The following is a 25,092-nucleotide window of genomic DNA, read 5'->3' as shown; positions in this document are numbered from 1 at the left end:
GCCGGTACGGCCCGGGTCGGTCAGGCGCCGCCCCCGCCCTCGGCCGCGACCGGCGCCCAGTCCGCGCCGATCATGGTCCGGACCGCCGAATCGACCAGCGCGTCGGCCGCCTCGCGGGTGGGTTCCCCCAGGCGGCCGTCGAGCAGCAGCGAAGTGAGCCCGTGTACGAGGGCCCATACGCCGATCTTGAGCGTCTCGCGGTCCCGGGGAGCCGCGAAGCCGGCGATCCGTGTGGTCACGACGGCCTGCGCCGCGTCGGAGGCCGCGATCACTTCGGGCAGGCTCACGCAGACATGCCCGAACATCAGGCGGAACAGGCCGGGATGGTCGAGCGCGTAGTGCACCGTGGCGCGGGCCATCGGCGCCACCGCGTCCGCCAGGGCCGCCGACGGGGAGGCCGCCCGCGATGACCCGGCCGCGCCGCCCTCCGTGCCCACGGACGACGCGGCCTCAAGGCGCGCGGTGAGTTCGGCGAACCCGTGCGAGGCCAGCGCGGCGAGCAGCGCCTCCTTGTCCCGGTAGTGGCGGTAGGGCGCGTTGGCGGACACTCCGGCGTCCCTGGCCACCGCCCGCAGGGACAGCGCGTCCACTCCGCCGGCGTCCAGCAGGCGCAGGGCGGACCGCAGCAGGGCACCCCGCAGATCGCCGTGGTGGTAGCTCTGCCGATCAGATGTTGACACTGCGCACTTCCTTGGGTGATTGTTGACGCCGTACACATTCTGCGCCGGACTGGCCGAGCGCGGCGCGCGACTCGCCCGCTCTCTCATCCGGCCTCCCGCCGTCGTTCGAAGGAATCCCTCGTATGTACGACTATCGCGGCACCACCACGCTCGTCACCGGAGCGTCCAGAGGGATCGGCAGGGCCTGTGCGCGCGACCTCGCCCGTCGCGGCTCGAACCTGGTCCTGGTGGCCCGTTCGGCCCCGGCGCTCGACCGGCTCGCCGGCGAGATCCGCGCCGAGCACCGGGTGGACACCCTGGTGCTCGGCGCGGATCTCGCCGACCCGGCCGGGCCCGGGACCGTCGCCGACGCGCTGCGCGAGCGGCACGTGAGCGTCGATCTCCTGGTCAACAACGCGGGAACGGGCTCCATCGGCCCCTTCTTCGGCCGTCCCTTCGAGCAGAGTCTGCGGTCGGTCGACGTCAATGTCACCGGCCTGATGCGGATGACCCGGCTGATCGGGGCTGACATGCTCGAACGCGGCTCGGGCGGGATCATCAACGTCGGTTCCACCGCTGCGTTCCAGCCCATGCCGTACCAGGCGAGCTACTCCGCGACGAAGGCGTTCGTCCTGTACTTCACCGAGGCACTCGCGCACGAGCTGCGCGGCACCGGAGTACGGGTCATGGGCGCCCACCCCGGCGCGACCGAAACCGGCTTCTTCGACAGCACCACCGCCGTCATGGACCCCAGGGTCACCGACAGCCCCGAGTCGGTCGCCGCGCGGACCCTGGACGACTTCGCGCGCGGCAGGGCGGCCTCGTACCCCGGCCGGGCGCTCCATCGCTGGACCACCTGGGCGCCGCGGCTGCTGCCCCGCACGGCCGTCACGCGCGCCGTCGCGGCGGTCAACCGCAAGGCGGGTTTCCACGATGTCCAGGACGTCATGAGCGGCCCGGCGTCCTGACGTCCCCGCCGTACGGCGGGGACGTCAGGACGCCGGGCCGCTCACACCTCGCTGTGCAGGGCGATCCGATGGTCGCCCGCGTACACGTTCATGGACGGGCCGCGCAGGAAGCCGACCAGCGTCAGACCGCTCTCCGCGGCCAGGTCGACGGCGAGCGACGACGGCGCCGACACCGCCGCCAGCACCGGAATGCCCGCCATCACGGCCTTCTGCGCCAGCTCGAACGAGGCGCGGCCCGAGACCAGCAGGATCGCCCGGGACAGCGGCAGCAGATCCTCCCGCAGCGCCCGGCCGACCAGCTTGTCCACGGCGTTGTGCCGCCCGACGTCCTCGCGGATGTCCAGCAGCTCGCCGTCCTCGGAGAACAGCGCCGCCGCGTGCAGCCCACCGGTCCGGTCGAAGACCCGCTGCGCCGCCCGCAGCCGGTCGGGGAGGCCGGCGAGCAGAGCGGGCTCGACCAGGACCGGGGGAGTGTCGGCGATCGGGAAGCGGGCCGTGGTCCGCACGGCGTCCAGGCTGGCCTTGCCGCACAGTCCGCACGACGAGGTCGTGTAGACGTTGCGCTCCAGCGTGATGTCGGGGACCGGCACTCCGGGCGCGAGCTGTACGTCGACCACGTTGTACGTGTTCGAGCCGTCCTCCTTCGCCCCGGCGCAGTACACGATGGACCGCACGTCCGCGCCCGCCGCGAGTACGCCCTCGCTCACCAGGAAGCCGGCGGCCAGCGCGAAGTCGTCGCCGGGGGTGCGCATCGTGATGGCGAGCGGTTTGCCGTTCAGCCGGATCTCCAGCGGCTCCTCGGCCACCAGGGTGTCGGGCCGCGCGGAGACGACACCGTCCCTGATCCGGATGGTGCGGCGGCGCTCGGTGACCCGTCCCATGGTGATCAGTCCTCCTCGTCGACGTGATGCTGCGTGTGTCACTCATTGTCCGGCACCACGGGGATCCCGCCCCGGCCGGTTCACGATCCGCCATGTTGAAGATCTTCCCAAGGCCGGATCCGGTTCCTAGAGTTCGCGACCATGACCCCACCTCTCGCCCCCGCAGGATGGAGCCGCTGGCTGGTACCGCCCGCCGCGCTGTCGGTCCATCTCTCGATCGGCCAGGCCTACGCCTGGAGTGTCTTCAAGCCACCGCTCGAATCCGCGCTGAATCTCTCCGGCACCCAGAGCGCCCTGCCCTTCCAGCTCGGCATCGTGATGCTCGGGCTGTCCGCCGCGTTCGGCGGCACCCTCGTGGAGCGCAACGGGCCGCGCTGGGCCATGACGGTCGCCCTGTGCTGTTTCTCCTCGGGCTTCCTGCTCGCCGCGCTCGGCGCCTACACCGAGCAGTACTGGCTGATCGTGTTCGGCTACGGGTTCGTCGGCGGGATCGGCCTCGGCATCGGCTACATCTCCCCGGTCTCCACCCTGATCAAGTGGTTCCCCGACCGGCCAGGCATGGCCACCGGCATCGCCATCATGGGTTTCGGCGGCGGCGCGCTCATCGCGTCGCCGTGGTCCGCGCAGATGCTGGCGTCCTACGGCTCCGACAGCCGGGGCATCGCGTTCGCCTTCCTGACGCACGGGCTGGTGTACGCGGTCTTCATGTCCCTCGGCGTGCTGCTGGTGCGCGTTCCCCCGCCCGGCTACCGGCAGCGCGAGCCGGACGTCCCCGCGCAGCGGGCCGCGCCCGACGCCGGGCCCCGGGTGTCGGCGCGGTCGGCCGTGCGCACCCCGCAGTTCTGGTGCCTGTGGGTCGTCCTGTGCATGAACGTCACCGCGGGCATCGGGATCCTGGAGAAGGCCGCCCCGATGATCACGGACTTCTTCGCCAGTACGGCCACGCCGGTCTCGGTCTCCGCCGCGGCGGGCTTCGTCGCCCTGCTCTCGGCCGCCAACATGGCGGGTCGTATCGGCTGGTCCTCCACCTCGGACCTGATCGGCCGCAAGAACGTCTACCGGCTCTATCTGGGCGCCGGCTCGGTGATGTATCTGCTGATAGCCCTGTTCGGCGATGCCTCGAAGCCGCTGTTCGTCATCTGCGCGCTGGTGATCCTCTCCTTCTACGGAGGCGGCTTCGCCACCATCCCCGCCTATCTCAAGGACCTCTTCGGCACCTATCAGGTCGGCGCGATCCACGGCCGGCTGCTCACCGCCTGGTCCACCGCCGGAGTGCTCGGCCCGCTCATCGTCAACAAGGTGGCGGACAGCCAGGAGGCGGCGGGAAAGAGCGGCGCGGGGCTGTACGGTCTCTCGTTCGCCATCATGATCGGCCTGCTGGTCGTCGGCTTCGTCGCCAATGAACTGGTCCGTCCCGTACACCCCCGCCACCATGTGCAAGAGCCGAAGGAGACAGCCGATGACCAGGTCAGCAGCGACACCGGCCGCACCGTCTGAGCCCCGCCGTACCGGTCTGATCGTCTTCGCCTGGCTTTGGGTGGGGATCCCGCTCGCGTACGGTGTGTACGAGTTGGTCCTCAAGGCGGCTCAGCTTTTCACCCGATGATGTGGAGTCTCCAAACCGAACGGGAGAATCCTGTTGGTTCACCTGCACCCGTACCGGTGAGTCGCTGACAAGACTGGAGCATTCCTGACGTCGAAACAGAGGGGGTCCCGGGCATGACCGGCACTCGTATCGCCGCGCTCGGGCACTATCAGCCCGCCAAGGTGCTCACGAACCACGATCTGGCGGCGATGGTCGACACCAGCGACGAATGGATCAGCAGCCGAGTCGGTATCAAGACCCGGCACGTGGCGGGCCCGGACGAGCCGGTGGACGAGCTGGCCGCGCACGCCGGTGCCAAGGCGCTGGCCGCGGCCGGGCTGACCCCCGGGGACATCGACATGGTCCTGGTCGCCACCTCCACCGCCATCGACCGCTCGCCCAACACGGCGGCCCGGGTGGCGGCCCGGCTCGCCATGGGCTCGCCCGCGGTGATGGACATCAACGTCGTGTGCGCGGGCTTCACTCACGCCCTCGCCACGGCCGATCACGCCGTACGGGCCGGCTCCGCGACCCGCGTCCTGGTCATCGGCGCGGACAAGATGGCCGCGATCGCCGACTGGACGGACCGGACGACCTGCGTACTGCTCGGTGACGGCGCGGGCGCGGCCGTCGTCGTCGCGACCGAGCCCGACGAGGAGCCGGGCATCGGACCGGTGCTCTGGGGCTCCGTGCCCGAGATGGGGCACGCCGTACGGATCGAGGGCACTCCGCCGGTGTTCGCGCAGGAGGGCCAGTCGGTCTACCGCTGGGCGACCACCCAGCTGCCGCCCATCGCCCGCAAGGTCTGCGAGCGGGCCGGGTTCGCCCCCGAGGAGCTGGGCGGGGTCGTGCTGCACCAGGCGAATCTGCGGATCATCGAGCCCGTCGCGCAGAAGATCGGCGCGGTCAACGCCGTGATCGCCCGGGACGTCGTGGAGTCCGGCAACACCTCGGCCGCCTCGATCCCGATGGCGCTGTCCAAACTCGTGGAGCGCCGGGAGATCCCGTCGGGCGCGCCGGTGCTGCTGTTCGGTTTCGGCGGCAATCTCTCGTACGGCGGTCAGGTCGTCCGCTGCCCCTGACGCCGCTCACGCCGCTGGCGCCCGCCTCCGGCGCCCACGGGTGACCGTTCGCATCCGAACGCGACTCGAACACCGTCCGTAACCCCTCGCCGGTCGGTAGACTGTAGACGATAACCAATGTCTGGATGTCGTCACGCGACACGGCGTCACCACCGTCGTGTCCACGGCCGGCCAGGAGGGGGACCGCGATGCTGTCCGCGAAGTTGGCACAGGGCGCCCTGCCCAAGCTCGAACGCCCGGGTCCACTGCGTGAGCGCGTCTACGAGGCGCTGCTCGAACTGATAACGACCCGGGCGCTCCAGCCGGGCCAGCACCTGGTCGAGAGCGAACTCGCGGGCCATCTCGGGGTGTCGCGGCAGCCGGTGCGGGAGGCGCTCCAGCGGCTCAACACCGAGGGCTGGGTCGATCTGCGCCCGGCCCAGGGCGCGTTCGTCCACGAACCGACCGAGGACGAGGCGGACCAGCTGCTCACGGTCCGTACGCTCCTGGAGGCGGAGGCCGCCCGGCTCGCCGCGGCCAACTCCGGTACGGCGGGCATCGCCGCGCTGGAGGAGCTGTGCGCGAGGGGGGAGCGGGCGGTGGCGGACGACGAGGTGGACCAGGCGGTCGCGGCCAACGCCGCCTTCCACGCCAAGGTCATGGAGCTGGCGGGCAATGTCGTGCTGGCGGAGCTGGCGGGGCAGGTCGACCGCAGGGTCCGCTGGTACTACACACCGGTCGCCCGGCAGCGCGGCAAGGATTCCTGGATCGAGCACCGGCAGTTGATCGCCGCGATCGCCGCGCGGGACGAACGGCGCGCTACCGAGATCATGAAGGCCCACACCGAACACACCAGAACCAGCTACCACCAGCGCGAACGCACCTGATCGCGCCCGGTGCCGGCCGCTGCCCCGGGCAGCGCCCGCCGCCGGTGAACCCCTGGGCCGCCATGCGTGGGACGCGTGGCGGCCCTCCCTTTGTCCTCGGTGTGGAGAAAGTTGGGATGGATTCACGCTCAACTTCTTCCCCCTGCGAGCAAGCGCTGCTACGTTCCCTCAAAAGCCCGGGACACACCTCCGGGTGTCGATCCACGAGGGACGGCCGGCCGAGAAGGCGGGGAGGGGCGCGTGAGACGCATGACGGCACGACCTGCCAACGCGCACCAGGCGCGACTGCTCCGGCTGTTGCGCGACGGTGGTCCCAACTCCCGTGCACAGCTCGGTGATCAGGTGGACCTCTCCCGCTCGAAGCTCGCCGTCGAGGTGGACCGGCTGCTGGAGACCGGCCTGGTGGTCGCGGACGGACTCGCCGCATCGCGCGGCGGCCGGCGCTCCCACAACATCCGGCTCGCGCCCGCCCTGCGCTTTCTCGGCGTCGACATAGGCGCCACCTCCATCGACGTGGCCGTGACCAACGCGGAGCTGGAGGTGCTGGGACATCTCAACCACCCCATGGATGTCCGCGAAGGACCGGTCGCCGTCTTCGAGCAGGTGCTCGCGCTGGCGGCCAAGCTCAAGGTCTCCGGTCTCGCCGAGGGGTTCGACGGAGCGGGCATCGGGGTCCCGGGCCCGGTCCGCTTCCCCGAGGGCATCCCGGTCGCCCCGCCGATCATGCCGGGCTGGGACGGTTTTCCGGTCCGGGAGGCGCTCAGCCAGGAGCTGGGCTGCCCGGTCATGGTCGACAACGACGTGAACCTGATGGCGATGGGGGAGCAGCACGCGGGCGTCGCCCGCTCCGTGGACGACTTCCTCTGCGTCAAGATCGGTACCGGTATCGGCTGCGGCATCGTCGTCGGCGGCGATGTCTACCGGGGCACGACCGGCAGCGCCGGCGACATCGGCCATATCCAGGTCGAGGCCGACGGCCGTGCCTGTGCCTGCGGCAACAAGGGCTGCCTGGAGGCGTACTTCAGCGGCGCCGCGCTCGCCCGCGACGCCGAGGCGGCGGCCCGCGAGGGCCGTTCGCCCGAACTGGCCGCGCTGCTGGAGTCCGCGGGCCGGCTCACGGCCGTGGACGTCTCGGCCGCCGCGGCGGCCGGTGACCCCGCCGCCCTCGACCTCATCCGGGCGGGCGGGAACCGCGTCGGCCAGGTCATCGCCGGACTCGTCAGCTTCTTCAACCCGGGGCTCGTGGTGATCGGCGGCGGGGTGACCGGCCTCGGCCACACCCTGCTGGCGAGCGTCAGGACCCAGGTCTACCGGCAGTCGCTGCCGCTGGCCACCGGCAATCTCCCCATCGTCCTGGGGGAGTTGGGCCCGACCGCCGGAGTCACCGGCGCGGCCCGGCTCATCAGCGACCACCTCTTCTCGCCGGCCTGACGGCCGGTGGCGCTCCACCAGTTCGACCCGTACCGCCTGTAGCACGTGCGCCACCCGCACCACCCGCAGCACCTGTACGAGCCGCACCACCCGCAGCACCTGTACGAGCCGCAGTACCGCACGAGCCGCACCAGCCGCATTCGCACGAGCCGCATCCACCCGACAGCTCCGCACCGCCGCACCTGGCTCCGCCCCGTTCCTCACCACACCCAGCTCTTCTTCAGCCCTGCCCGCTCACCGGCCGCATCCGCCGAGGGGATACGCCATGGCACCCACACCACCCACGACCCCGCTGCTCACCATGTCCGGCATCACCAAGACCTTCCCCGGTGTCCGCGCCCTCGACGGTGTGGACCTGGAGGTCGAGGCGGGAGAGGTCCACTGTCTGCTCGGCCAGAACGGCGCCGGGAAGTCCACACTCATCAAGGTGCTCGCCGGGGCCCACCAGCCCGACGACGGTGTGATCAACTGGCGCGGCGACGAGGTCACACTGAAGTCGCCCATCGCCGCGATGCGGCTCGGCATCGCCACCATCTATCAGGAACTCGACCTGGTCGAGGGCCTGTCGGTGGCCGAGAACGTCTTCCTCGGACACGAACCGACCACCGCCGGATTCGTCGTACGGGGCCGGGAGGCGAGGAGCGCGGCGACCGGGCTGCTGGCGCGCCTCGGCCACCCGGAGATCCTGGCCCACCAGCTCGTCGGCTCGCTCTCCGCCGCGCAGCAGCAGATCGTCTCGATGGCCCGCGCGCTCTCCCACGACGTAAGGCTCATCGTGATGGACGAGCCGTCCGCGGCCCTCGACCCCGACGAGGTCGACAATCTCTTCCGTACGGTCGCCACCCTCACCGCCGACGGTGTGGCCGTCATCTACATCTCCCACCGGCTGGAGGAGATCCGGCGCATCGGTGACCGGGTGACCGTCATCAAGGACGGCCGGACCGTCGCCGTCGCGCTCCCCGCGAAGCAGACCCCGACCCGTGACGTCGTCGCGCTGATGACCGGCAGGAACGTCGAGTACGTCTTCCCCGAGCGGCCCGCCGCGCCCGCCGAGGGGGCGCCGCGGCCCGAACCCGTACTGCGGGTCGAAGGGCTCTCCAGGGAAGGGGAGTTCGCCCCCCTCGACCTCGAACTGCGGCCCGGCGAGATCGTCGGCCTGGCCGGGCTCGTCGGGTCGGGGCGCTCCGAGATCCTGGAGACGGTGTACGGCGCGCGCAAGGCCACCTCGGGCCGCGTCCTGGTCAACGGCGCCCCGCTGCGGCCCGGCAGCGTCCGCGCCGCCGTGCGCGCCGGACTCGGGCTCGCGCCCGAGGAGCGCAAGGCCCAGGGGCTGCTGATGCTCGAATCGGTCACCCGCAACGTGTCGGTGTCCTCGCTGCCCCGTTTCGCCCGGGCCGGCTGGGTCGACCGCGCGGCCGAGCGCACCGCGGCCCGCGAGGCGACCAGGGAACTCTCGCTGCGCCCCGACAACCCGGACGCCCGGATCCGTACCCTCTCCGGCGGCAACCAGCAGAAGGCGGTGCTCGCGCGCTGGCTGCTGCGCGGCTGCCGGGTACTGCTGCTCGACGAACCGACGCGCGGTGTCGACGTGGGCGCCCGTGCCGAGCTGTACGCCGTGATCCGGCGGCTGGCCGACGAGGGGCTCGCCGTACTGCTCGTCTCCAGCGAGGTCCCCGAAGTGCTGGGCCTCGCCGACCGGGTGCTGGTCCTGCGCGAAGGGCGGGTCGTCCACCGGGCGCCGGCGCGGGAGCTGGACGAGCACCGAGTCCTCGATCTTGTGATGGAAGGGAGCCCGACACCATGAAACAGCCTGCCTCCGAGGCGCGGCAGGGCGGGCCCGACGCCGCGGCCACGCCCGATCCGGCCCCGTCGTCCGCCGCCTCCGACGTGTCCGTCAAGTCCACTGAACCGAAGGGGGGGTGGCGGGCGCTCGGGCTGCGGCTCGATGTCCGTAACCTCTCCCTGCTCGGGGTGCTGGCCGCTCTGATCGTGGTCGGCGGCATCACCAAGCCCGACCAGTTCCTGGACACCAACAACCTCCAGCTGGTGCTGACCCAGGCGTCGGTCATCGGTGTGGTCACGGTGGGCATGACCTTCGTCATCACCAGCGGGGGCATCGACCTCTCGGTCGGGGCCATCGTGGCCCTCTCCTCGGTGTGGGCCACGACGCTGGCCACCCAGGAGTTCGGGTTCGCCGGCATCCTCTTCACCGCGGTCCTGGTGGGGGTCGGCTGCGGGCTGGTGAACGGTGTGCTGATCGCGTACGGCGGGATGGTGCCGTTCATCGCGACACTCGCGATGCTCGCCTCCGCCCGCGGTCTCGCCCTCATGATCACCGACGGGAAGACCCAGATCGTCACCGTGACCTCGGTGCTCGACCTCGGTGTCCCCGACTCCTACGTCCTGGGCATTCCGCCGCTCGTGCTGGTCTTCGCGGCCGTCACGGTCGTCGGCTGGCTGATCCTCAACCGTACGACCTTCGGCCGCCGCACGGTCGCCGTCGGCGGCAATCCGGAGGCCGCCAGGCTGGCCGGTATCGACGTCCGCAGGCAGCGGCTGTACCTCTACCTGTTCTCCGGGCTCTGCTGCGGCATCGCCGCCTTCCTGCTGATCATCCTGGCCGGCTCGGGACAGAACACCAACGGGAACCTGTACGAGCTGGACGCCATCGCGGCGGCGATCATCGGCGGCACCCTGCTCAGCGGTGGCCGCGGCACGATCGTCGGCTCCGTCCTCGGCGTTCTCGTCTTCACCACCATCACCAACATCTTCGCTCTGAACAATCTCCAGAGCGACGTTCAGCAGATCGCCAAGGGCGCCATCATCGTCGCCGCCGTACTGGTCCAGCGCCGCACACTGCGCAACGGCGAGTCCTGACACTCCGTCAGCACTCGCACCCGCACCCCCCGCCCTACCCGAAGGGTTGAACCGCCATGCCAGAAACCAGTCGCAGAAGACTTCTTTTCGGCACCGCCGCCGTCTCCGCCGGCGCCTTGCTCACCGCCTGCACCAGCAACGAACCCACGAAGCAGGAGCCCGCCTCGAACAGCGGGCCGGCCGCCTCCGGCGGCAAGCCCGGCAAGGCCGTCACCATCGGCTTCGCCGGCCCCCAGGCCGACCACGGCTGGCTGAACGCGATCAACGAGCAGGCCAAGTCGCGGGCGAAGACGTACTCGGACGTGACGCTGGACATCACCGAGGGCTCCAACGACATCGCCGCGCAGATCGGCCAGGTCGAGACGCTGATCAACAAGAAGGTCGACGTCCTGGTGATCCTGCCCGCCGACGGCAAGGCGCTCACCCAGGTCGGGCTGAAGGCCATGCGCGCCGGAATCCCGGTCATCAACCTGGACCGGATCTTCTCCAACCCGCAGGCGTTCCGCGCCTACATCGGCGGCGACAACTACGGCATGGGCGTCAGCGCCGGCAACTACATCGGCGAGCTGCTCAAGGACAAGAAGGACGCCAAGGTCGTCGAGCTGGCCGGGATCGACGGGCTGGAGCTGACCCAGCAGCGCTCCAAGGGCTTCGACGACGCCCTGAAGAACTACCCGAACATCAAGAAGGTCGCCCGCCAGGCCGCCGACTTCACCGTCGAGTCGGGCCAGGCCAAGATGGCCCAGCTGCTCCAGGCACAGCGCTCCTTCGACGCCCTGTGGAACCACGACGACGACCAGGGCGTGGGCGCGCTGCGTGCCATCCAGCAGGCGGGCCGCGACGACTTCCTGATGGTCGGCGGCGCCGGGGCCAAGGCGGCGATGGACGCCATCAAGGCCGACAACAGTGTGCTCAAGGCGACCGTCCTCTATCCGCCGACCATGGCCGCGTCCGCCATCGACCTGGCCCGCACCCTCGGCCAGTCCAAGGGCATCAGCGGCCTCGCGGAGCTGGAGATCCCCGCCCAGGTCACGCTCTACTCGGCCGTGGTGGACAAGGACAACGTCGACCAGTACCTCCCCACGGGCTTCCGCTGACCGGCCCCGGCCGGACCAGCGGCCGAGGGGCTCTCGTTTCCCCACGAAAGACCCTGGCTGTCCCCACTGTGCGAGATGACGAGGAGTTATCCGGATGACCCCCAGTCCCACGGAAGCGTCGGAGCAGGAAGCCGGTCCACCGCCCGCACTCGGCATCGGCATGGTCGGATACGCGTTCATGGGTGCCGCCCACTCACAGGGCTGGCGCACCGCAGGACACGTCTTCGACCTGCCGTTGCGGCCCGTACTCGCCGCGGTCTGCGGCCGTGACGAGACCTCCGTCAGGGCTGCCGCGGCGAAACACGGCTGGGCCGCCGCCGAGACCGACTGGCGGCGGCTGATCGCACGCGACGATGTGCAGGTGGTCGACATCTGCACCCCGGGGGACAGCCACGCGGAGATCGCCATCGCCGCGCTGGAGGCGGGCAAGCACGTCCTGTGCGAGAAGCCGCTCGCCAACTCGGTGGCCGAGGCCGAGGCGATGGTCAGGGCGGCGGAGGCGGGCCGGGCCCGGGGGCAGCTGTCCATGGTGGGCTTCAACTACCGCCGGGTGCCGGCCGTCTCGTACGCCAGGAAGCTGATCGAGGACGGCCGGCTCGGCACCCTGCGCCATGTCCGGGTCACCTATCTCCAGGACTGGCTGGCCGATCCGCTGGCCCCGCTCACCTGGCGGCTCGACCGGGAGCGCGCCGGGTCGGGCGCGCTGGGTGACCTGGGGGCGCACATCGTCGACCTCGCGCAGTTCCTGACGGGAGAGCCGCTGGCCGGGGTCTCGGCGCTCTCGGAGACCTTCGTACGTGAACGGCCGGTCCTCGGCGGGCCGAGCGCCGGGCTGTCGGGAGCCGCCGGCAGCGCGTACGGACCGGTGACCGTGGACGACGCGGCGGTGTTCACCGGCCGGCTCGCCTCGGGCGCGCTGGCCTCCTTCGAGGCCACCCGGATGGCCTCGGGGCGCAAGAACGCGCTGACCCTGGAGATCAACGGTGAGCGCGGCTCGCTCTCCTTCGACCTGGAGCGGCTCAACGAGCTGTCGTTCCACGATCACGCCGAACCGGCGGCCTCGGCCGGCTTCCGCCGCATCCTGGTCACCGAGCCGGAGCATCCCTACCTGGAGGCGTGGTGGCCGCCGGGGCACGGGCTCGGCTACGAGCACACCTTCGTCCACCAGGCGCGCGATCTGGTGACGGCGATCGCGGCGGGGACCGACCCGGCGCCGTCCTTCGCCGACGGGCTCCAGGTGCAGCGGGTACTCGCCGCCGTGGAGGAGAGCGCGGCGAAGAACGCCGTGTACACCCCCGTACCGCCCCCGTCGGGAAACCCTGCCTAGGAGGAGAACCGTATGCCCCGTCCCTTCACTCTCTTCACCGGCCAGTGGGCCGATCTTCCCCTGGAGGAGGTGTGCCGGCTCGCCCGTGACTTCGGTTACGACGGGCTGGAACTCGCCTGCTGGGGCGACCACTTCGAGGTCGACAAGGCGCTCGCCGACCCGTCCTACCTGGAGGGCCGGCACCAGCTGCTCGACAAGTACGGGCTCAAGTGCTGGGCGATCTCCAACCATCTGGTGGGCCAGGCGGTCTGCGACAACCCCATCGACGAGCGCCACCAGGGCATCCTGCCCGCCGGGATCTGGGGCGACGGCGAGGCGGAGGGGGTCAGACAGCGCGCCGCGGCCAGGATCAAGGACACCGCGCGGGCCGCCGCCGCCTTCGGCGTCGACACCGTCATCGGCTTCACCGGCTCGTCGATCTGGCATCTGGTCGCGATGTTCCCGCCGGTGCCGCCCGGCATGATCGACCGGGGGTACGAGGACTTCGCGGAGCGCTGGAACCCGATCCTGGACGTCTTCGACGCCGAGGGGGTGCGCTTCGCCCATGAGGTCCATCCGAGCGAGATCGCCTACGACTACTGGACCACGCACCGCGCCCTGGAGGCGGTCGGCCACCGGCCCGCGTTCGGGCTGAACTTCGACCCGAGCCACTTCGTCTGGCAGGACCTCGACCCGGTGGGCTTCCTCTACGACTTCCGGGACCGGATCTACCACGTCGACTGCAAGGAGGCCCGCAAGCGTCTCGACGGCCGCAACGGGCGGCTCGGCTCCCATCTGCCCTGGGGCGACCCGAGGCGCGGCTGGGACTTCGTCTCCGCCGGGCACGGCGACGTGCCCTGGGAGGACGTGTTCCGGATGCTGCGGTCCATCGGCTACGAGGGTCCCGTCTCGGTCGAGTGGGAGGACGCGGGCATGGACCGGCTGGTCGGCGCCCCGGAGGCCCTCGCCGACCTCAAGCGCTTCGACTTCGACCCGCCGTCGGCGTCCTTCGACGCGGCGTTCGGCGGCGACCGGTAGTACCCGGTGCTGATCGGAACACCGGACGGGTGCGCGAGGGCGGGCCGTCCGGCGTTCCGGCGACTGTCTTTGTCCTGCGCCTGGGGAAAGTTCAACTTAACCCCTGCGCAAGGTCTTTCGGTCCGGGACGAACCCGGCTACGGTCCATTGAGGTGTACAGGACACGGCCGGTCGCGGGACACGACCGGCCGGCACCACAACAGAGTCGCTCTCCGATGTGACGGCGCACGTCGGTGACACAGCCACCCGGAGGCCGGGCGCGGGGACGCGCACCCACTCCTCCGGCACGGCAACCCGCACGTACGAACAGCCCACTGTGGAGGACTTTCGTGCCCAGAAAACGCCCCAGAGCCAGATCCCTCCTCGCACTCCTGACGGGCGCCGTGCTCGTGGGATCGAGTCTCGGAGCCGTACCCGCCACCGCCCACGACCCGGGGCCCGTGCCCTCGGAGGAGAGCTTCCAGCAGGTCACCCTCGCCAAGGGCGCCGACGAGGTGGGCGAGCCGATGTCGCTCGCGATCCTCCCGGACCGCCGGGTGCTGCACACCTCGCGCGACGGCACACTGCGCATCACCGACGCGGGCGGTGACACCACCGTGGCCGGCCGGCTCGACGTCTACAGCCACGACGAGGAGGGCCTCCAGGGCGTCGGCGTCGACCCGGACTTCGCCGAGAACCGGGCCATCTACCTCTTCTACGCCCCCGAACTCGACACCCCGCCCGGTGACGCCCCCGAGAACGGGACCGCCGCCGACTTCGCCCCCTTCGACGGATACAACCGGCTCTCGCGCTTCACCCTGAACGAGGACGGCACCCTCGACAAGGCGAGCGAGAAGAAGGTCCTCGACGTCGCCACGTCGCGCGGCACCTGCTGCCACGTCGGCGGCGACATCGCCTTCGACGCGGACGGCAACCTCTATCTGTCGACCGGCGACGACACCAACCCGTTCGCCTCCGACGGATACACCCCGATCGACGAACGGGCCGACCGCAACCCCGCGTTCGACGCCCAGCGCAGCTCCGGCAACACCAACGACCTGCGCGGCAAGGTGCTGCGCATCAAGGTCGCCGAGGACGGCTCGTACACCGTCCCCGAGGGCAACCTCTTCGCCCCGGGCACCGACAAGGCCCGGCCCGAGATCTACGCGATGGGGTTCCGCAACCCGTTCCGCATCTCCGTCGACCAGCAGACCGGTGTCGTCTACGTCGGTGACTACGGCCCCGACGCCGGCGCCGCCTCCCCGACCAGGGGCCCGGCCGGCATGGTGGAGTTCGCCCGGGTCACCGAGGCCGGGAACTTCGGCTGGCCGTACTGCGTCGGCAAGAACGAGCCGTTCATCGACTACGACTTCGCCACCAAGGCGTCCGGCGCCGCCTTCGACTGCGCGGCACCCAGGAACACCTCGCCGAACAACACCGGACTCACCGATCTGCCGCCCGCCCAGCCCGCCTGGATCGACTACGACGGCGGCAGCGTGCCCGAGTTCGGCACCGGATCCGAGTCCCCGATGGCCGGCCCGGTCTACCGCTACGACGCCGACCTGGACTCCCCGGTGAAGTTCCCCGAGGCGTACGACGGCGACTTCTTCGCGGGCGAGTTCGGCCGCCAGTGGATCAAGCGGATCGAGCAGTCCGACGACGGCACGGTGGGATCCATCAACCCGTTCCCGTGGTCCGGCACCCAGGTCATGGACATGGAGTTCGGCCCGGACGGCGCGCTCTACGTGCTCGACTACGGACTGTCCTGGTTCGGCGGCGACGAGCACTCCGCGCTCTACCGCATCGAGAACGCCACCGGCGGCAAGTCACCCATCGCGGTGGCCGCAGCGAACAAGACCTCCGGTACGGCCCCGCTGAAGGTGAACTTCTCCTCGGCCGGCACCTCGGACCCGGACGGCGACCCGCTCGACTACGCCTGGGACTTCGGCGACGGCGGTACCTCGACCGAGGCCAACCCCGCGTACAAGTACAAGAAGAACGGCACCTACACGGCCCGGCTCACGGTCACCGACCCCACCGAACGCACCGGTACGGCCTCGGTCCGCGTGGTCGTCGGCAACACCGCGCCCACCGTGACCCTCGAACTGCCCGCCGACGGGACGCTGTTCAACTTCGGCGACAAGGTCCCCTTCAAGGTGAAGGTCACCGACCCGGAGGACGGCACGATCGACTGCTCCAAGGTCGTCGTCCGCTACATCCTCGGCCATGACAACCACGGCCACCCGATCACCTCCACCAACGGCTGCGAGGGCACGATCACCGCGCCCGCCGACACCGAGCACGACCCCAACGCCAATATCTTCGGGGTCATCGACGCCGAGTACACCGACGGCGGAGGCGGCGGCCAGGCCCCGATCACCAGCCACGGCCAGGCACAGCTCCAGCCGCGCCACCGGCAGGCCGAGCACTTCAACAACTCCTCCGGCATCACCGTCTTCGAGAAGGCGGCGGCCAACGGCGGCAAGACCGTCGGTGACATCGACAACGGCGACTGGATCTCCTTCAAGCCGTACAACCTGACCGGGTCCAAGACCCTCACCGCCCGGATCTCCTCCGGCGGCGCGGGCGGATTCCTGGAGGTGCGCACCGGCTCCGCCGACGGCAAGCTGCTGGGATCCTCGCCGGTCCCGGTGACCGGCTCGTGGGAGACCTTCCAGGACATCGACGTACCGCTGCGCTCCGTACCGACGAAGACCACCGAACTGTTCCTGGTCTTCAAGGGCGGCTCCGGCGCGCTCTTCGACGTGGACGACTTCAAGATCTCCGCGAACGCGCCCGGCAAGACCGAGAAGCGGGTCCTGGTCTTCTCGAAGACCGCGGGCTTCCGGCACGACTCGATCCCGGAGGGCGTGGCCGCGCTCAAGGAGCTGGGGAAGACCACCGGCATCACCGTCGACTCCACCGAGGAGGCCGGCCAGTTCACCACCAACAACCTGGCCAGGTACGACGCGGTGGTGTTCCTCTCCACCACCGGTGACGTCCTCAACTCCGACCAGCAGAAGGCGTTCGAGAACTATGTGACCACCGGCGGCGGCTACATGGGCGTGCACGCCGCGGCGGACACCGAGTACGAATGGCCCTTCTACGGGGGCCTGGTGGGCGCCTACTTCGACTCCCACCCGGCGATCCAGGACGCGACCGTACGGGTCGAGGACAAGAGCCACCCGGCGACCGAGCACCTGGACGACGCGTGGCAGCGCACCGACGAGTGGTACAACTACCGCACCAACCCGCGTGATCAGGCCCGGGTCCTCGCCACCCTGGACGAGACCACCTACGAGGGCGGCAACATGAAGGGCGATCACCCGATCGCCTGGTGCCAGACCTACGAGGGCGGCCGGTCGTTCTACACCGGTGGCGGACACACCAAGGAGTCCTACGCGGACCAGCCCTTCCGGCAGCACCTGCTGGGCGGACTGCGCTACGCGGCCGGCCAGGTCAAGGCCGACTGCAAGCCGCGGACCGGCTACCGCTCCCTCTTCAACGGCAAGACCCTGGAGGGCTGGAAGCAGGCGGGACCCGGCAAGTTCGACGTCGTCGACGGTGAACTGCGCTCCGAGGGCGGCATGGGGCTGCTCTGGTACCAGGCCAAGGAGCTGAAGTCGTACTCGCTGAAGCTCGACTGGAAGATGCGGGGCGACGACAACTCCGGTGTGTTCGTGGGCTTCCCGCCCTCCGAGGACCCCTGGTCGGCGGTGAACAACGGGTACGAGGTGCAGATCGACGCCACCGACACCCCCGACCGCACCACCGGCGCGATCTACGGCTTCAAGTCCGCCGACATCAAGGCCAGGGACCGGGTCCTGCGCCCGCCGGGCCAGTGGAACAGCTACGAGATCAAGGTCCAGGGTGAGCGGCTGAGGGTCTTCCTCAACGGTGTGAAGATCAACGACTTCACCAACACCGACCCGGCCCGCAGCCTCACCAGCGGACACATCGGCCTGCAGAACCACGGTGCCGACGACAAGGTGTCGTTCCGCGACATCCAGCTCAAGGAGCTGCCCTCCTAGGGGCTTCGACGAAAGCCCCGGGGCGGCCCGTCAGCCGGCGGCGGGCGGGGAGGCGCCGTACTCCCCGCCCGCCGTCCCCCACCGATCCACCTCCGCCTGCACATCGACCTCGACATCCAGCTCCAGATCCGCATCCCCTCATGTCCCTACATACACTGGCAGGGAGGCAGCCCGTGACGACGACCGGTCCCAGGACGACGACCAGAAGTGAACCCCACGCTGTACGCACCGGAGTCTGGTTCGTCGGAGCGCGCGGCTCCGTCGCCACGACGGCCGTCGCGGGATGCGCGGCGGTCACCGCCGGGCTCCACCCCCCGACGGGCATGGTCACCGAGACCCCGCCCTTCGCCCGGGCCGCACTCCCCGCGCTCTCCTCGCTCGTCTTCGGCGGCCACGACACCGCGAGCTGCCCGCTGCCCAAGCGCGCCGAGGCGCTGACCGCCGCCGGTGTGCTGCCGTACGGTCTGACCGCCGCGATCCACACCGAACTCGACGCGGCCGACCGGGAGATCAGGGCCGGCGGACCGCACCCCGGCGACACCAGGAGCGACGAGGAGATCATCGCCTCCTTCGCCGACGACCTCACCGACTTCGCCCGGCGCACCGGCGTCGCCCGGACGGTCGTCGTCAATCTGTCCTCCACGGAACCCACCCCGGCACCGGACGACCCACGGCTGCCCGCCAGCTCGCTGTACGCGGCCGCCGCCGTCCGGGCCGGCTGCCCGTACGTCAACTTCACCCCCTCCACCGGGCTGCGCACCGGCCCCCTCATGGCCGCCGCCGAGGCCCGCGGACTTCCCCACGCGGGCCGCGACGGCAAGACAGGCCAGACGCTGCTCCGTTCCGTACTCGCCCCCATGTTCGTCCAGCGCGCCCTGTCCGTACGGGCCTGGTCGGGCACGAACCTGCTGGGCGGCGGGGACGGGGCGGCGCTGGCCGACCCGGCCGCCGCGGCGGCCAAGAACGCGGGCAAGGAGCGCGTCCTCGCCGACACCCTGGGCGCGGCGCCCGAGGGCGAGGTCCACATCGACGACGTTCCGGCCCTCGGCGACTGGAAGACCGCCTGGGACCACATCGCCTTCGACGGGTTCCTCGGCTCGCGCATGATCCTCCAGACCATCTGGCAGGGGTGCGACTCGGCGCTCGCCGCGCCGCTCGTACTCGATCTGGCCCGGCTGGTGGCCCGCGCCCACGAGGCCGGGCTGAGCGGGCCGCTGCCCGAGCTGGGCTTCTACTTCAAGGACCCGGACGGCGGACCGGCCGCGCTCGCCGAGCAGTTCGAAGCGCTGCTGTCCTTCGCCGGGCGGCTGGGGCCGGTGGCACAGGCCCCGGAGGAGACCGGGTGAGCGCGCGCGCCTGGGCCGAACTCCTGCGGGTGTCGGCCCTGTTCACGGTCCCGGGCGACGCCCTGGCGGGGGCGGCGGCCGCGGGGCTGCGGCCCGGCCGCGGCACCGCGCTCGCCGTGGGGGCCTCGCTCTGCCTGTACGAGGCGGGCATGGCGCTCAACGACTGGGCGGACCGCGCGGAGGACGCGCGCGAGCGCCCGCACCGCCCGATCCCCTCGGGCCGGATCTCCCCGCCGGCCGCCCTCGCGGCGGCGGGCGGTCTGACGGCGGCGGGCCTCGCCCTCGCCGCCCGCGCCGGCCGCCCCGCCCTGGTGGTGGGCTCGGCCCTCGCGGCCACGGTCTGGTCGTACGACCTGTGGCTCAAACACACCCCGGCGGGCCCGGCGGCGATGGGCGCGGCCAGGGCGCTGGACCTGCTGCTGGGCGCGACGGCGACGGCGACGGCTGACGCGGCGACGCGGGCAACTGTCGCGGGCGCCGCGACGGGGGCTGCCGTTACGGGCGCGGCACGGCTCCGCTCCGCCCTGCCGTCCGCCGCGCTGCTCGGCGCGCACACCGTCGCCGTCACCACCGTCTCGCGCCGCGAGACACAGGGCGGATCGACGGCCGCGCCGCTCGCCGCGCTCGCGGTCACGGGGGCGCTGGGCGCGTCCGTGGCACGGTGGCGCCCCTCGGCACCCGGCCCGGCCCGGGGCGGCACACCGGCACCCGGATCCGTACCCGTACCCGGACGCGTGCCCGTACCAGGACCCGTGCCCGGGGCCGCCGCCGGCACCGCCCTCGCCACCGCCCTGGCGGCCGTCTACGCGGGCACCGCCGGGCGGCCCCTGCTGCACGCGGCGCTCAATCCGTCCCCGCCCCTCACCCAGCGCGCCGTCGGTGGGGGCATCCGGGCGATGATCCCGCTCCAGGCCGCGCTGGCCGCGCGCGGCGGCGCGGCCGGGGTCGCGCTCGGCGTCATGGGGCTGGTGCCACTGGCCCGTACCCTCGCACGGAGAGTGAGTCCGACATGAGTCCGCGTTTCGGTTACGGCACCAACGGGCTCACGGACCTGCGGCTGGACGACGCCCTCGCACTGCTCGCCGACCTCGGCTACGACGGGGTCGGGCTGACCCTCGACCACATGCACCTCGACCCGCTCGGCCCCGACCTGCCCGACCGCACCCGGCGGGTCGCCCGGCGCCTCGCGGAGCTGGGACTCGACGTCACCGTCGAGACCGGCGCCCGCTATGTCCTCGACCCCCGCCGCAAACACGGCCCCACCCTGCTGGACCCGGACCCCGACGGCCGCGCCGCCCGTACCGCGCTGCTGGTCACCGCCGTACGGGTGGCCGCCGACCTCGGCGCGCACGCCGTGCACTGCTTCAGCGGCATCACCCCGCGAGGCACGGACCCCGACACCGCGTGGAAGCGCCTCGAAGAGGCCATGGGACCCGTACTCGACGCGGCGGACGCCGCCGACATCCCGCTCGCCGTCGAGCCGGAACCCGGCCATCTCGTCTCCTGCCTCGCCGACTTCCACCGGCTCAGACACCTCCTCGGCGACCCCGACCCGCTCGGCCTCACCCTCGACATCGGCCACTGCCAGTGCCTGGAGCCCGCGTCGCCCGCCGACTGCGTGCGGGAGGCGGCGCCCTGGCTGCGCCACGTACAGATCGAGGACATGCGGCGCGGAGTCCACGAGCACCTTCCGTTCGGGGACGGCGAGATCGACTTCCCGCCGGTCCTCGACGCGCTCGCGGCCACCGGATACCAGGGCCTGACCGTCGTCGAGCTGCCCCGCCACTCGCACGCGGGACCCGAAATGGCCCGCCGGTCGCTCGACTTCCTCCGCACGGCAGGGGTGAGGGCATGACACCGCAGGGCGTGACACCGCAGGGCGTCACACCGACGGACGGCGGGGACCTCGGCCCCACACCGGCCCGCGACGACCTGGCCGCCCCGCTCCCCCCGGACGCCGCGTCCTGGCTCGAAGCGGCCCTGGCCGAGGCGGCGGCCGTCCGCGGTGCGGACGAGGACCACGCCGCCGCCTGGGAGCTGCGCTTCGCCGCCGCCGGACGGCACTGCGGTCCGGATCTGGCCGGCTCCGTACGCGCCCGGCTGCTGGCGGCGGCCGGCGCCGGGCCCGTCACCCTCACCCGGCTCTACCGGAGCGGCACCGCCACCGAGCGCCTGGCCGTCCTGTCCGCCCTGCCCGACCGGATCCCGGGGCCCGAGGCGCTGCCGCTGGTCGAGGACGCCCTGCGGACCAACGACACCCGGCTGATCGCCGCCGCCGTCGGCCCGTACGCCGCCGCCCATCTCGACGCCCACGCCTGGCGCCACGCCATCCTCAAATGCCTCTTCACCGGGGTACCCCTCGGCGCCGTCGCCGGCCTGGCGCGACGCGCCCGGGCCGACGCCGAACTGGCCCGGATGCTCGCCGACTTCGCGGCCGAGCGCACCGCCGCCGGGCGTCCCGTACCCGCCGACCTGCACCACGCGTCGCATCTCACCGGCGAGGAGTCCTGATGCGCATCTTCGACCCCCACATCCACATGACCTCCCGCACCACCGACGACTACCGGGCGATGTACGCCTCCGGAGTCCGCGCCCTGGTCGAACCGTCCTTCTGGCTCGGCCAGCCGCGCACCTCGCCCGCCAGCTTCTTCGACTACTTCGACGCGCTGCTCGGCTGGGAGCCCTTCCGCGCCGCCCAGTACGGCATCGCCCACCACTGCACACTCGCCCTCAACCCCAAGGAGGCGAACGACCCGCGCTGTCTGCCGGTCCTGGACGAACTGCCCCGCTATCTGGTCAAGGACGGCGTCGTCGCCGTCGGCGAGATCGGCTACGACTCGATGACCCCAGCCGAGGACACCGCCCTGGCCACCCAGCTCCAGCTCGCCGCCGACCACGGCCTGCCCGCACTCGTCCACACCCCGCACCGCGACAAGCTCGCCGGGCTGCGCCGCACCATCGACGCCGTACGGGAGTCCGCCCTGCCGCCCGAGCGGGTCCTGCTCGACCACCTCAACGAGACGACCGTCAAGGAAGCCGCCCAGAGCGGCAGTTGGCTCGGCTTCTCCATCTACCCGGACACCAAGATGGACGAGGACCGGATGGTCGCCGTCCTCAAGGAGCACGGCACCGAGAAGGTGCTCGTCAACTCCGCCGCCGACTGGGGCAACAGCGACCCGCTCAAGACCCGCAAGGTGGCCGACGCGATGCTCGCGGCCGGATTCGGCGAGGACGACGTCGAGACGGTCCTGTGGCACAACCCCGTCGCCTTCTACGGACTCAGCGGCCGGCTCCAGCTCGACGTTCCCGCCCCCGAGGCGCTCCACGAGGGCAACTCCGTGCTGCGCGGCGGGGAGTGAGCGCATGCGCTTCCGCCACCCCGACGGCTCCACCGTCCACCTCGCGTACTGCACCAACGTCCACCCCGCCGAGACCCTCGAAGGGGTCCTCGGCCAACTGCGCGACCACTGCGAACCGGTCCGCAGACGCCTCGGCCGCGACCGGCTCGGCATCGGCCTCTGGCTCGCCAAGGACGCCGCGAAGGCCCTGATCAACGATCCGGTGGCGCTGCGCGGGCTGCGGGCGGAGCTGGACCGGCGCGGCCTGGAGGTCGTCACACTCAACGGCTTCCCCTACGAGGGATTCGGCGCCGAAGAGGTCAAGTACCGCGTGTACAAGCCGGACTGGGCCGACCCCGAGCGGCTCGCGCACACCGGCGATCTCGCCCGGCTGCTGGCCGCGCTGCTGCCCGACGACGTCACCGAGGGCTCCGTCTCCACCCTCCCGCTCGGCTGGCGCACCGCCTGGGACTCCACCGCGGCCGACACCGCCCGCAAGGCGCTGACCACCCTCGCCGAACGGCTCGACGCGCTGGAGGAGCTGACCGGCAAGTCCATCAGCATCGCCCTGGAGCCCGAGCCCGGCTGCACCGTCGAGACCACCGCCGACGCCATCGGCCCGCTGACCGACCTCGCCGCGCGGCGCATCGGCGTCTGCGTCGACACCTGCCATCTCGCCACCTCCTTCGAGGACCCCGCCACCGCCCTGGACGCGCTGGCCGCCGCCCACCTCACCATCCCCAAGGCCCAGCTCTCCGCCGCGCTGCACGCCGAACAGCCCCACCTGCCCGAGGTGCGCGAGGCGCTGGCCGCCTTCGCCGAACCCCGCTTCCTGCACCAGACCCGGGCCCGCACGGCCGCCGGGCTGCTCGGCACCGACGACCTGGACGAGGCCCTCGCCGGCGGCGCGCTGCCCGACGACACACCCTGGCGCTCCCACTTCCACGTCCCGCTGCACGCGCCGCCCGCCCCGCCGCTCACCTCCACCCTCCCCGTACTCCGGGACGCGCTGACCCGGCTCGTCGGCGGGCCGGCCCCGCTGACCCGCCATCTGGAGGTCGAGACCTACACCTGGCAGGCGCTCCCCGCCGAACAGCGCCCCCGCTCGCGCGGCCGGCTCGCCGACGGGATCGCCGCCGAACTGACCCTGGCCCGCGATCTGCTGATCGACCTCGGCCTGAAGGAGCTGCCGTGACCGAGAGCCCGAGCCCCACGCCGCTGCTGGTCCTCGACGTGGTCGGCCTCACCCCCCAGCTGCTCCGCCACATGCCCCGTCTCAAGGAGCTGGCGGCCACCGGCTCCCGGGCCCCGCTGACCACGGTGCTGCCCGCCGTCACCTGTAGCGCCCAGTCCACCTTCCTCACCGGGACGCTCCCCGCCGAGCACGGCATCGTCGGCAACGGCTGGTACTTCCGTGAGCTGGGGGACGTACTGCTCTGGCGCCAGAACAACGGGCTGGTCGCGGGGGACAAGCTCTGGGACGCCGCCCGCCGCGTCCACCCCGGCTACACCGTCGCCAACGTCTGCTGGTGGTACGCGATGGGCGCGGACACCGACTACACCGTCACCCCGCGCCCCGTCTACTACGCGGACGGCCGCAAGGAACCCGACTGCTACACCCGGCCCCCCGAGCTGCACGACGAACTCACCGAGGAACTCGGCACCTTCCCCCTCTTCCACTTCTGGGGACCCGGCGCCGACCTCGTCTCCTCGCAGTGGATCGTGGACGCCACCCGGCACATCATCCGGACCCGGCAGCCCGATCTGGCCCTGTGCTACCTCCCGCATCTCGACTACGACCTCCAGCGCTTCGGCCCCGACGACCCGCGCTCCCACCGCGCGGCCGCCGACCTCGACGCCGTCGTCGCCCCGCTCCTCGACGACGCCGCCGCCGAGGGCCGTACCGTCGTCGCGCTCTCCGAGTACGGCATCACCCCGGTCTCCCGGCCCGTCGACATCAACCGCGCGCTGCGCAGGGCCGGGCTCCTGGAGGTGCACACCCAGGACTCCATGGAGTACCTCGACCCCATGGCCTCCCGTGCCTTCGCCGTCGCCGACCACCAGCTCGCGCACATCTACGTACGCCGCCCGGAGGATCTGGAGGCGACCCGCGAGGCGCTCGCGGGTCTCCCCGGGATCGACGAGATCCTGGACGACGAGGGCAAGAAGGCCCACGGACTCGACCACCCCCGCTCGGGCGAGCTGGTGGCCGTCGCCGAACCCGACGCGTGGTTCACGTACTACTACTGGCTGGACGACGACCGGGCGCCCGACTTCGCCCAACTGGTCGAGATCCACCGCAAACCCGGCTACGACCCCGTCGAGCTGTTCATGGACCCCCTCGACCCCTACGTACGGCTCAAGGCGGCCAAGGCCATCGCCCGCAAGAAGCTCGGCATGCGCTACCGCCTCGCCGTCGTCCCCCTGGACCCCTCGCCCATCCGGGGCAGCCACGGCCGCCTTCCGCGGAGCGACGACGAGGGTCCGCTCCTCATCTGTTCCACCCCCCGTGCCGTCGGTGACCGCGTGGCGGCCACCGATGTGAAGTCCCTGCTCCTCCAGCTCGCCGGACTGCGCTGACCACCGCTGCGCGACGGCGAGCACACGA

General features: G+C 71.6%; 21 protein-coding genes. 19 read left to right on the top strand and 2 right to left on the bottom strand.

Going from position 1 to position 25,092, the window contains the following annotated elements:
* Positions 1-20: 20 nt before the first annotated feature.
* Entirely contained in the window at positions 21-680 is a 660-nt protein-coding gene (locus OG627_RS05270; RefSeq protein ID WP_329061904.1) for a TetR/AcrR family transcriptional regulator, read from the bottom strand.
* A gap of 122 nt (positions 681-802) precedes the next feature.
* Here OG627_RS05270 and OG627_RS05265 point away from each other — a divergent pair, with 122 nt between their 5' ends.
* Entirely contained in the window at positions 803-1,627 is an 825-nt protein-coding gene (locus OG627_RS05265; RefSeq protein ID WP_329061902.1) for an SDR family NAD(P)-dependent oxidoreductase, read from the top strand.
* A 41-nt stretch (positions 1,628-1,668) separates the two neighbouring features.
* Here OG627_RS05265 and fdhD read toward each other — a convergent pair whose 3' ends face one another.
* A complete protein-coding gene (gene fdhD, locus OG627_RS05260; protein WP_329061900.1) occupies positions 1,669-2,508 on the bottom strand; it encodes a formate dehydrogenase accessory sulfurtransferase FdhD in 840 nt (279 codons plus the stop codon).
* Positions 2,509-2,649: 141 nt separating this feature from the next.
* Between fdhD and OG627_RS05255 the strand changes: the two genes are divergently transcribed.
* From OG627_RS05255 to OG627_RS05175, 18 genes are all read left to right on the top strand, one after another.
* Positions 2,650-4,005: an OFA family MFS transporter gene (locus OG627_RS05255; RefSeq protein ID WP_329061898.1), complete on the top strand. Its 1,356-nt coding sequence runs from the start codon at positions 2,650-2,652 to the stop codon at positions 4,003-4,005.
* Positions 3,908-4,114: an MFS transporter small subunit gene (locus OG627_RS35445; protein ID WP_443073417.1), complete on the top strand. Its 207-nt coding sequence runs from the start codon at positions 3,908-3,910 to the stop codon at positions 4,112-4,114. The genes OG627_RS05255 and OG627_RS35445 overlap by 98 nt, the downstream gene beginning before the upstream one ends.
* A gap of 113 nt (positions 4,115-4,227) precedes the next feature.
* Positions 4,228-5,175 (top strand): beta-ketoacyl-ACP synthase III, encoded by a 948-nt coding sequence (locus OG627_RS05250; protein WP_329061896.1) that lies wholly within the window; start codon positions 4,228-4,230, stop codon positions 5,173-5,175.
* Positions 5,176-5,363: 188 nt separating this feature from the next.
* Entirely contained in the window at positions 5,364-6,041 is a 678-nt protein-coding gene (locus tag OG627_RS05245) for a GntR family transcriptional regulator (protein WP_329061894.1), read from the top strand.
* 249 nt (positions 6,042-6,290) lie between these two features.
* On the top strand, positions 6,291-7,472 hold the full coding sequence (locus tag OG627_RS05240; protein WP_329061892.1) for an ROK family transcriptional regulator: 1,182 nt from the start codon (positions 6,291-6,293) through the stop codon (positions 7,470-7,472).
* A 265-nt stretch (positions 7,473-7,737) separates the two neighbouring features.
* On the top strand, positions 7,738-9,276 hold the full coding sequence (locus OG627_RS05235; protein ID WP_329061890.1) for a sugar ABC transporter ATP-binding protein: 1,539 nt from the start codon (positions 7,738-7,740) through the stop codon (positions 9,274-9,276).
* Positions 9,273-10,349 (top strand): ABC transporter permease, encoded by a 1,077-nt coding sequence (locus OG627_RS05230; protein WP_329061888.1) that lies wholly within the window; start codon positions 9,273-9,275, stop codon positions 10,347-10,349. The genes OG627_RS05235 and OG627_RS05230 overlap by 4 nt, the downstream gene beginning before the upstream one ends.
* Positions 10,350-10,405: 56 nt before the next feature.
* Entirely contained in the window at positions 10,406-11,446 is a 1,041-nt protein-coding gene (locus OG627_RS05225) for a substrate-binding domain-containing protein (protein ID WP_329061886.1), read from the top strand.
* Positions 11,447-11,540: 94 nt separating this feature from the next.
* Entirely contained in the window at positions 11,541-12,773 is a 1,233-nt protein-coding gene (locus OG627_RS05220; protein WP_329061884.1) for a Gfo/Idh/MocA family protein, read from the top strand.
* Between the two features lie 12 nt (positions 12,774-12,785).
* Positions 12,786-13,790: a sugar phosphate isomerase/epimerase family protein gene (locus OG627_RS05215; RefSeq protein ID WP_329061882.1), complete on the top strand. Its 1,005-nt coding sequence runs from the start codon at positions 12,786-12,788 to the stop codon at positions 13,788-13,790.
* 329 nt (positions 13,791-14,119) lie between these two features.
* On the top strand, positions 14,120-17,800 hold the full coding sequence (locus tag OG627_RS05210; RefSeq protein WP_329061880.1) for a ThuA domain-containing protein: 3,681 nt from the start codon (positions 14,120-14,122) through the stop codon (positions 17,798-17,800).
* A 173-nt stretch (positions 17,801-17,973) separates the two neighbouring features.
* Positions 17,974-19,146: an inositol-3-phosphate synthase gene (locus tag OG627_RS05205; RefSeq protein ID WP_329061878.1), complete on the top strand. Its 1,173-nt coding sequence runs from the start codon at positions 17,974-17,976 to the stop codon at positions 19,144-19,146.
* Complete coding sequence (locus OG627_RS05200) at positions 19,143-20,159, top strand: SCO3242 family prenyltransferase (protein WP_329061876.1); 1,017 nt, start codon at positions 19,143-19,145, stop codon at positions 20,157-20,159. Before OG627_RS05205 ends, OG627_RS05200 begins: the two co-directional genes overlap by 4 nt.
* Positions 20,156-21,001, top strand: a complete 846-nt coding sequence (locus OG627_RS05195) for a sugar phosphate isomerase/epimerase family protein (RefSeq protein ID WP_329061874.1) — start codon at positions 20,156-20,158, stop codon at positions 20,999-21,001. Before OG627_RS05200 ends, OG627_RS05195 begins: the two co-directional genes overlap by 4 nt.
* Positions 20,998-21,657, top strand: a complete 660-nt coding sequence (locus tag OG627_RS05190) for an EboA domain-containing protein (protein ID WP_329061872.1) — start codon at positions 20,998-21,000, stop codon at positions 21,655-21,657. Before OG627_RS05195 ends, OG627_RS05190 begins: the two co-directional genes overlap by 4 nt.
* Complete coding sequence (locus OG627_RS05185; protein ID WP_329061871.1) at positions 21,657-22,505, top strand: TatD family hydrolase; 849 nt, start codon at positions 21,657-21,659, stop codon at positions 22,503-22,505. The genes OG627_RS05190 and OG627_RS05185 overlap by 1 nt, the downstream gene beginning before the upstream one ends.
* A 4-nt stretch (positions 22,506-22,509) precedes the next feature.
* Positions 22,510-23,679, top strand: a complete 1,170-nt coding sequence (eboE, locus tag OG627_RS05180) for a metabolite traffic protein EboE (protein ID WP_329061869.1) — start codon at positions 22,510-22,512, stop codon at positions 23,677-23,679.
* Positions 23,676-25,064 (top strand): nucleotide pyrophosphatase/phosphodiesterase family protein, encoded by a 1,389-nt coding sequence (locus OG627_RS05175; RefSeq protein WP_329061867.1) that lies wholly within the window; start codon positions 23,676-23,678, stop codon positions 25,062-25,064. The genes eboE and OG627_RS05175 overlap by 4 nt, the downstream gene beginning before the upstream one ends.
* Positions 25,065-25,092: the final 28 nt, after the last annotated feature.

Origin of the sequence: Streptomyces sp. NBC_01429, from assembly GCF_036231945.1 — a bacterium.
In the GTDB taxonomy this organism is placed as follows: domain Bacteria; phylum Actinomycetota; class Actinomycetes; order Streptomycetales; family Streptomycetaceae; genus Streptomyces.
This window is presented reverse-complemented; position numbering and strand designations above follow the sequence as displayed.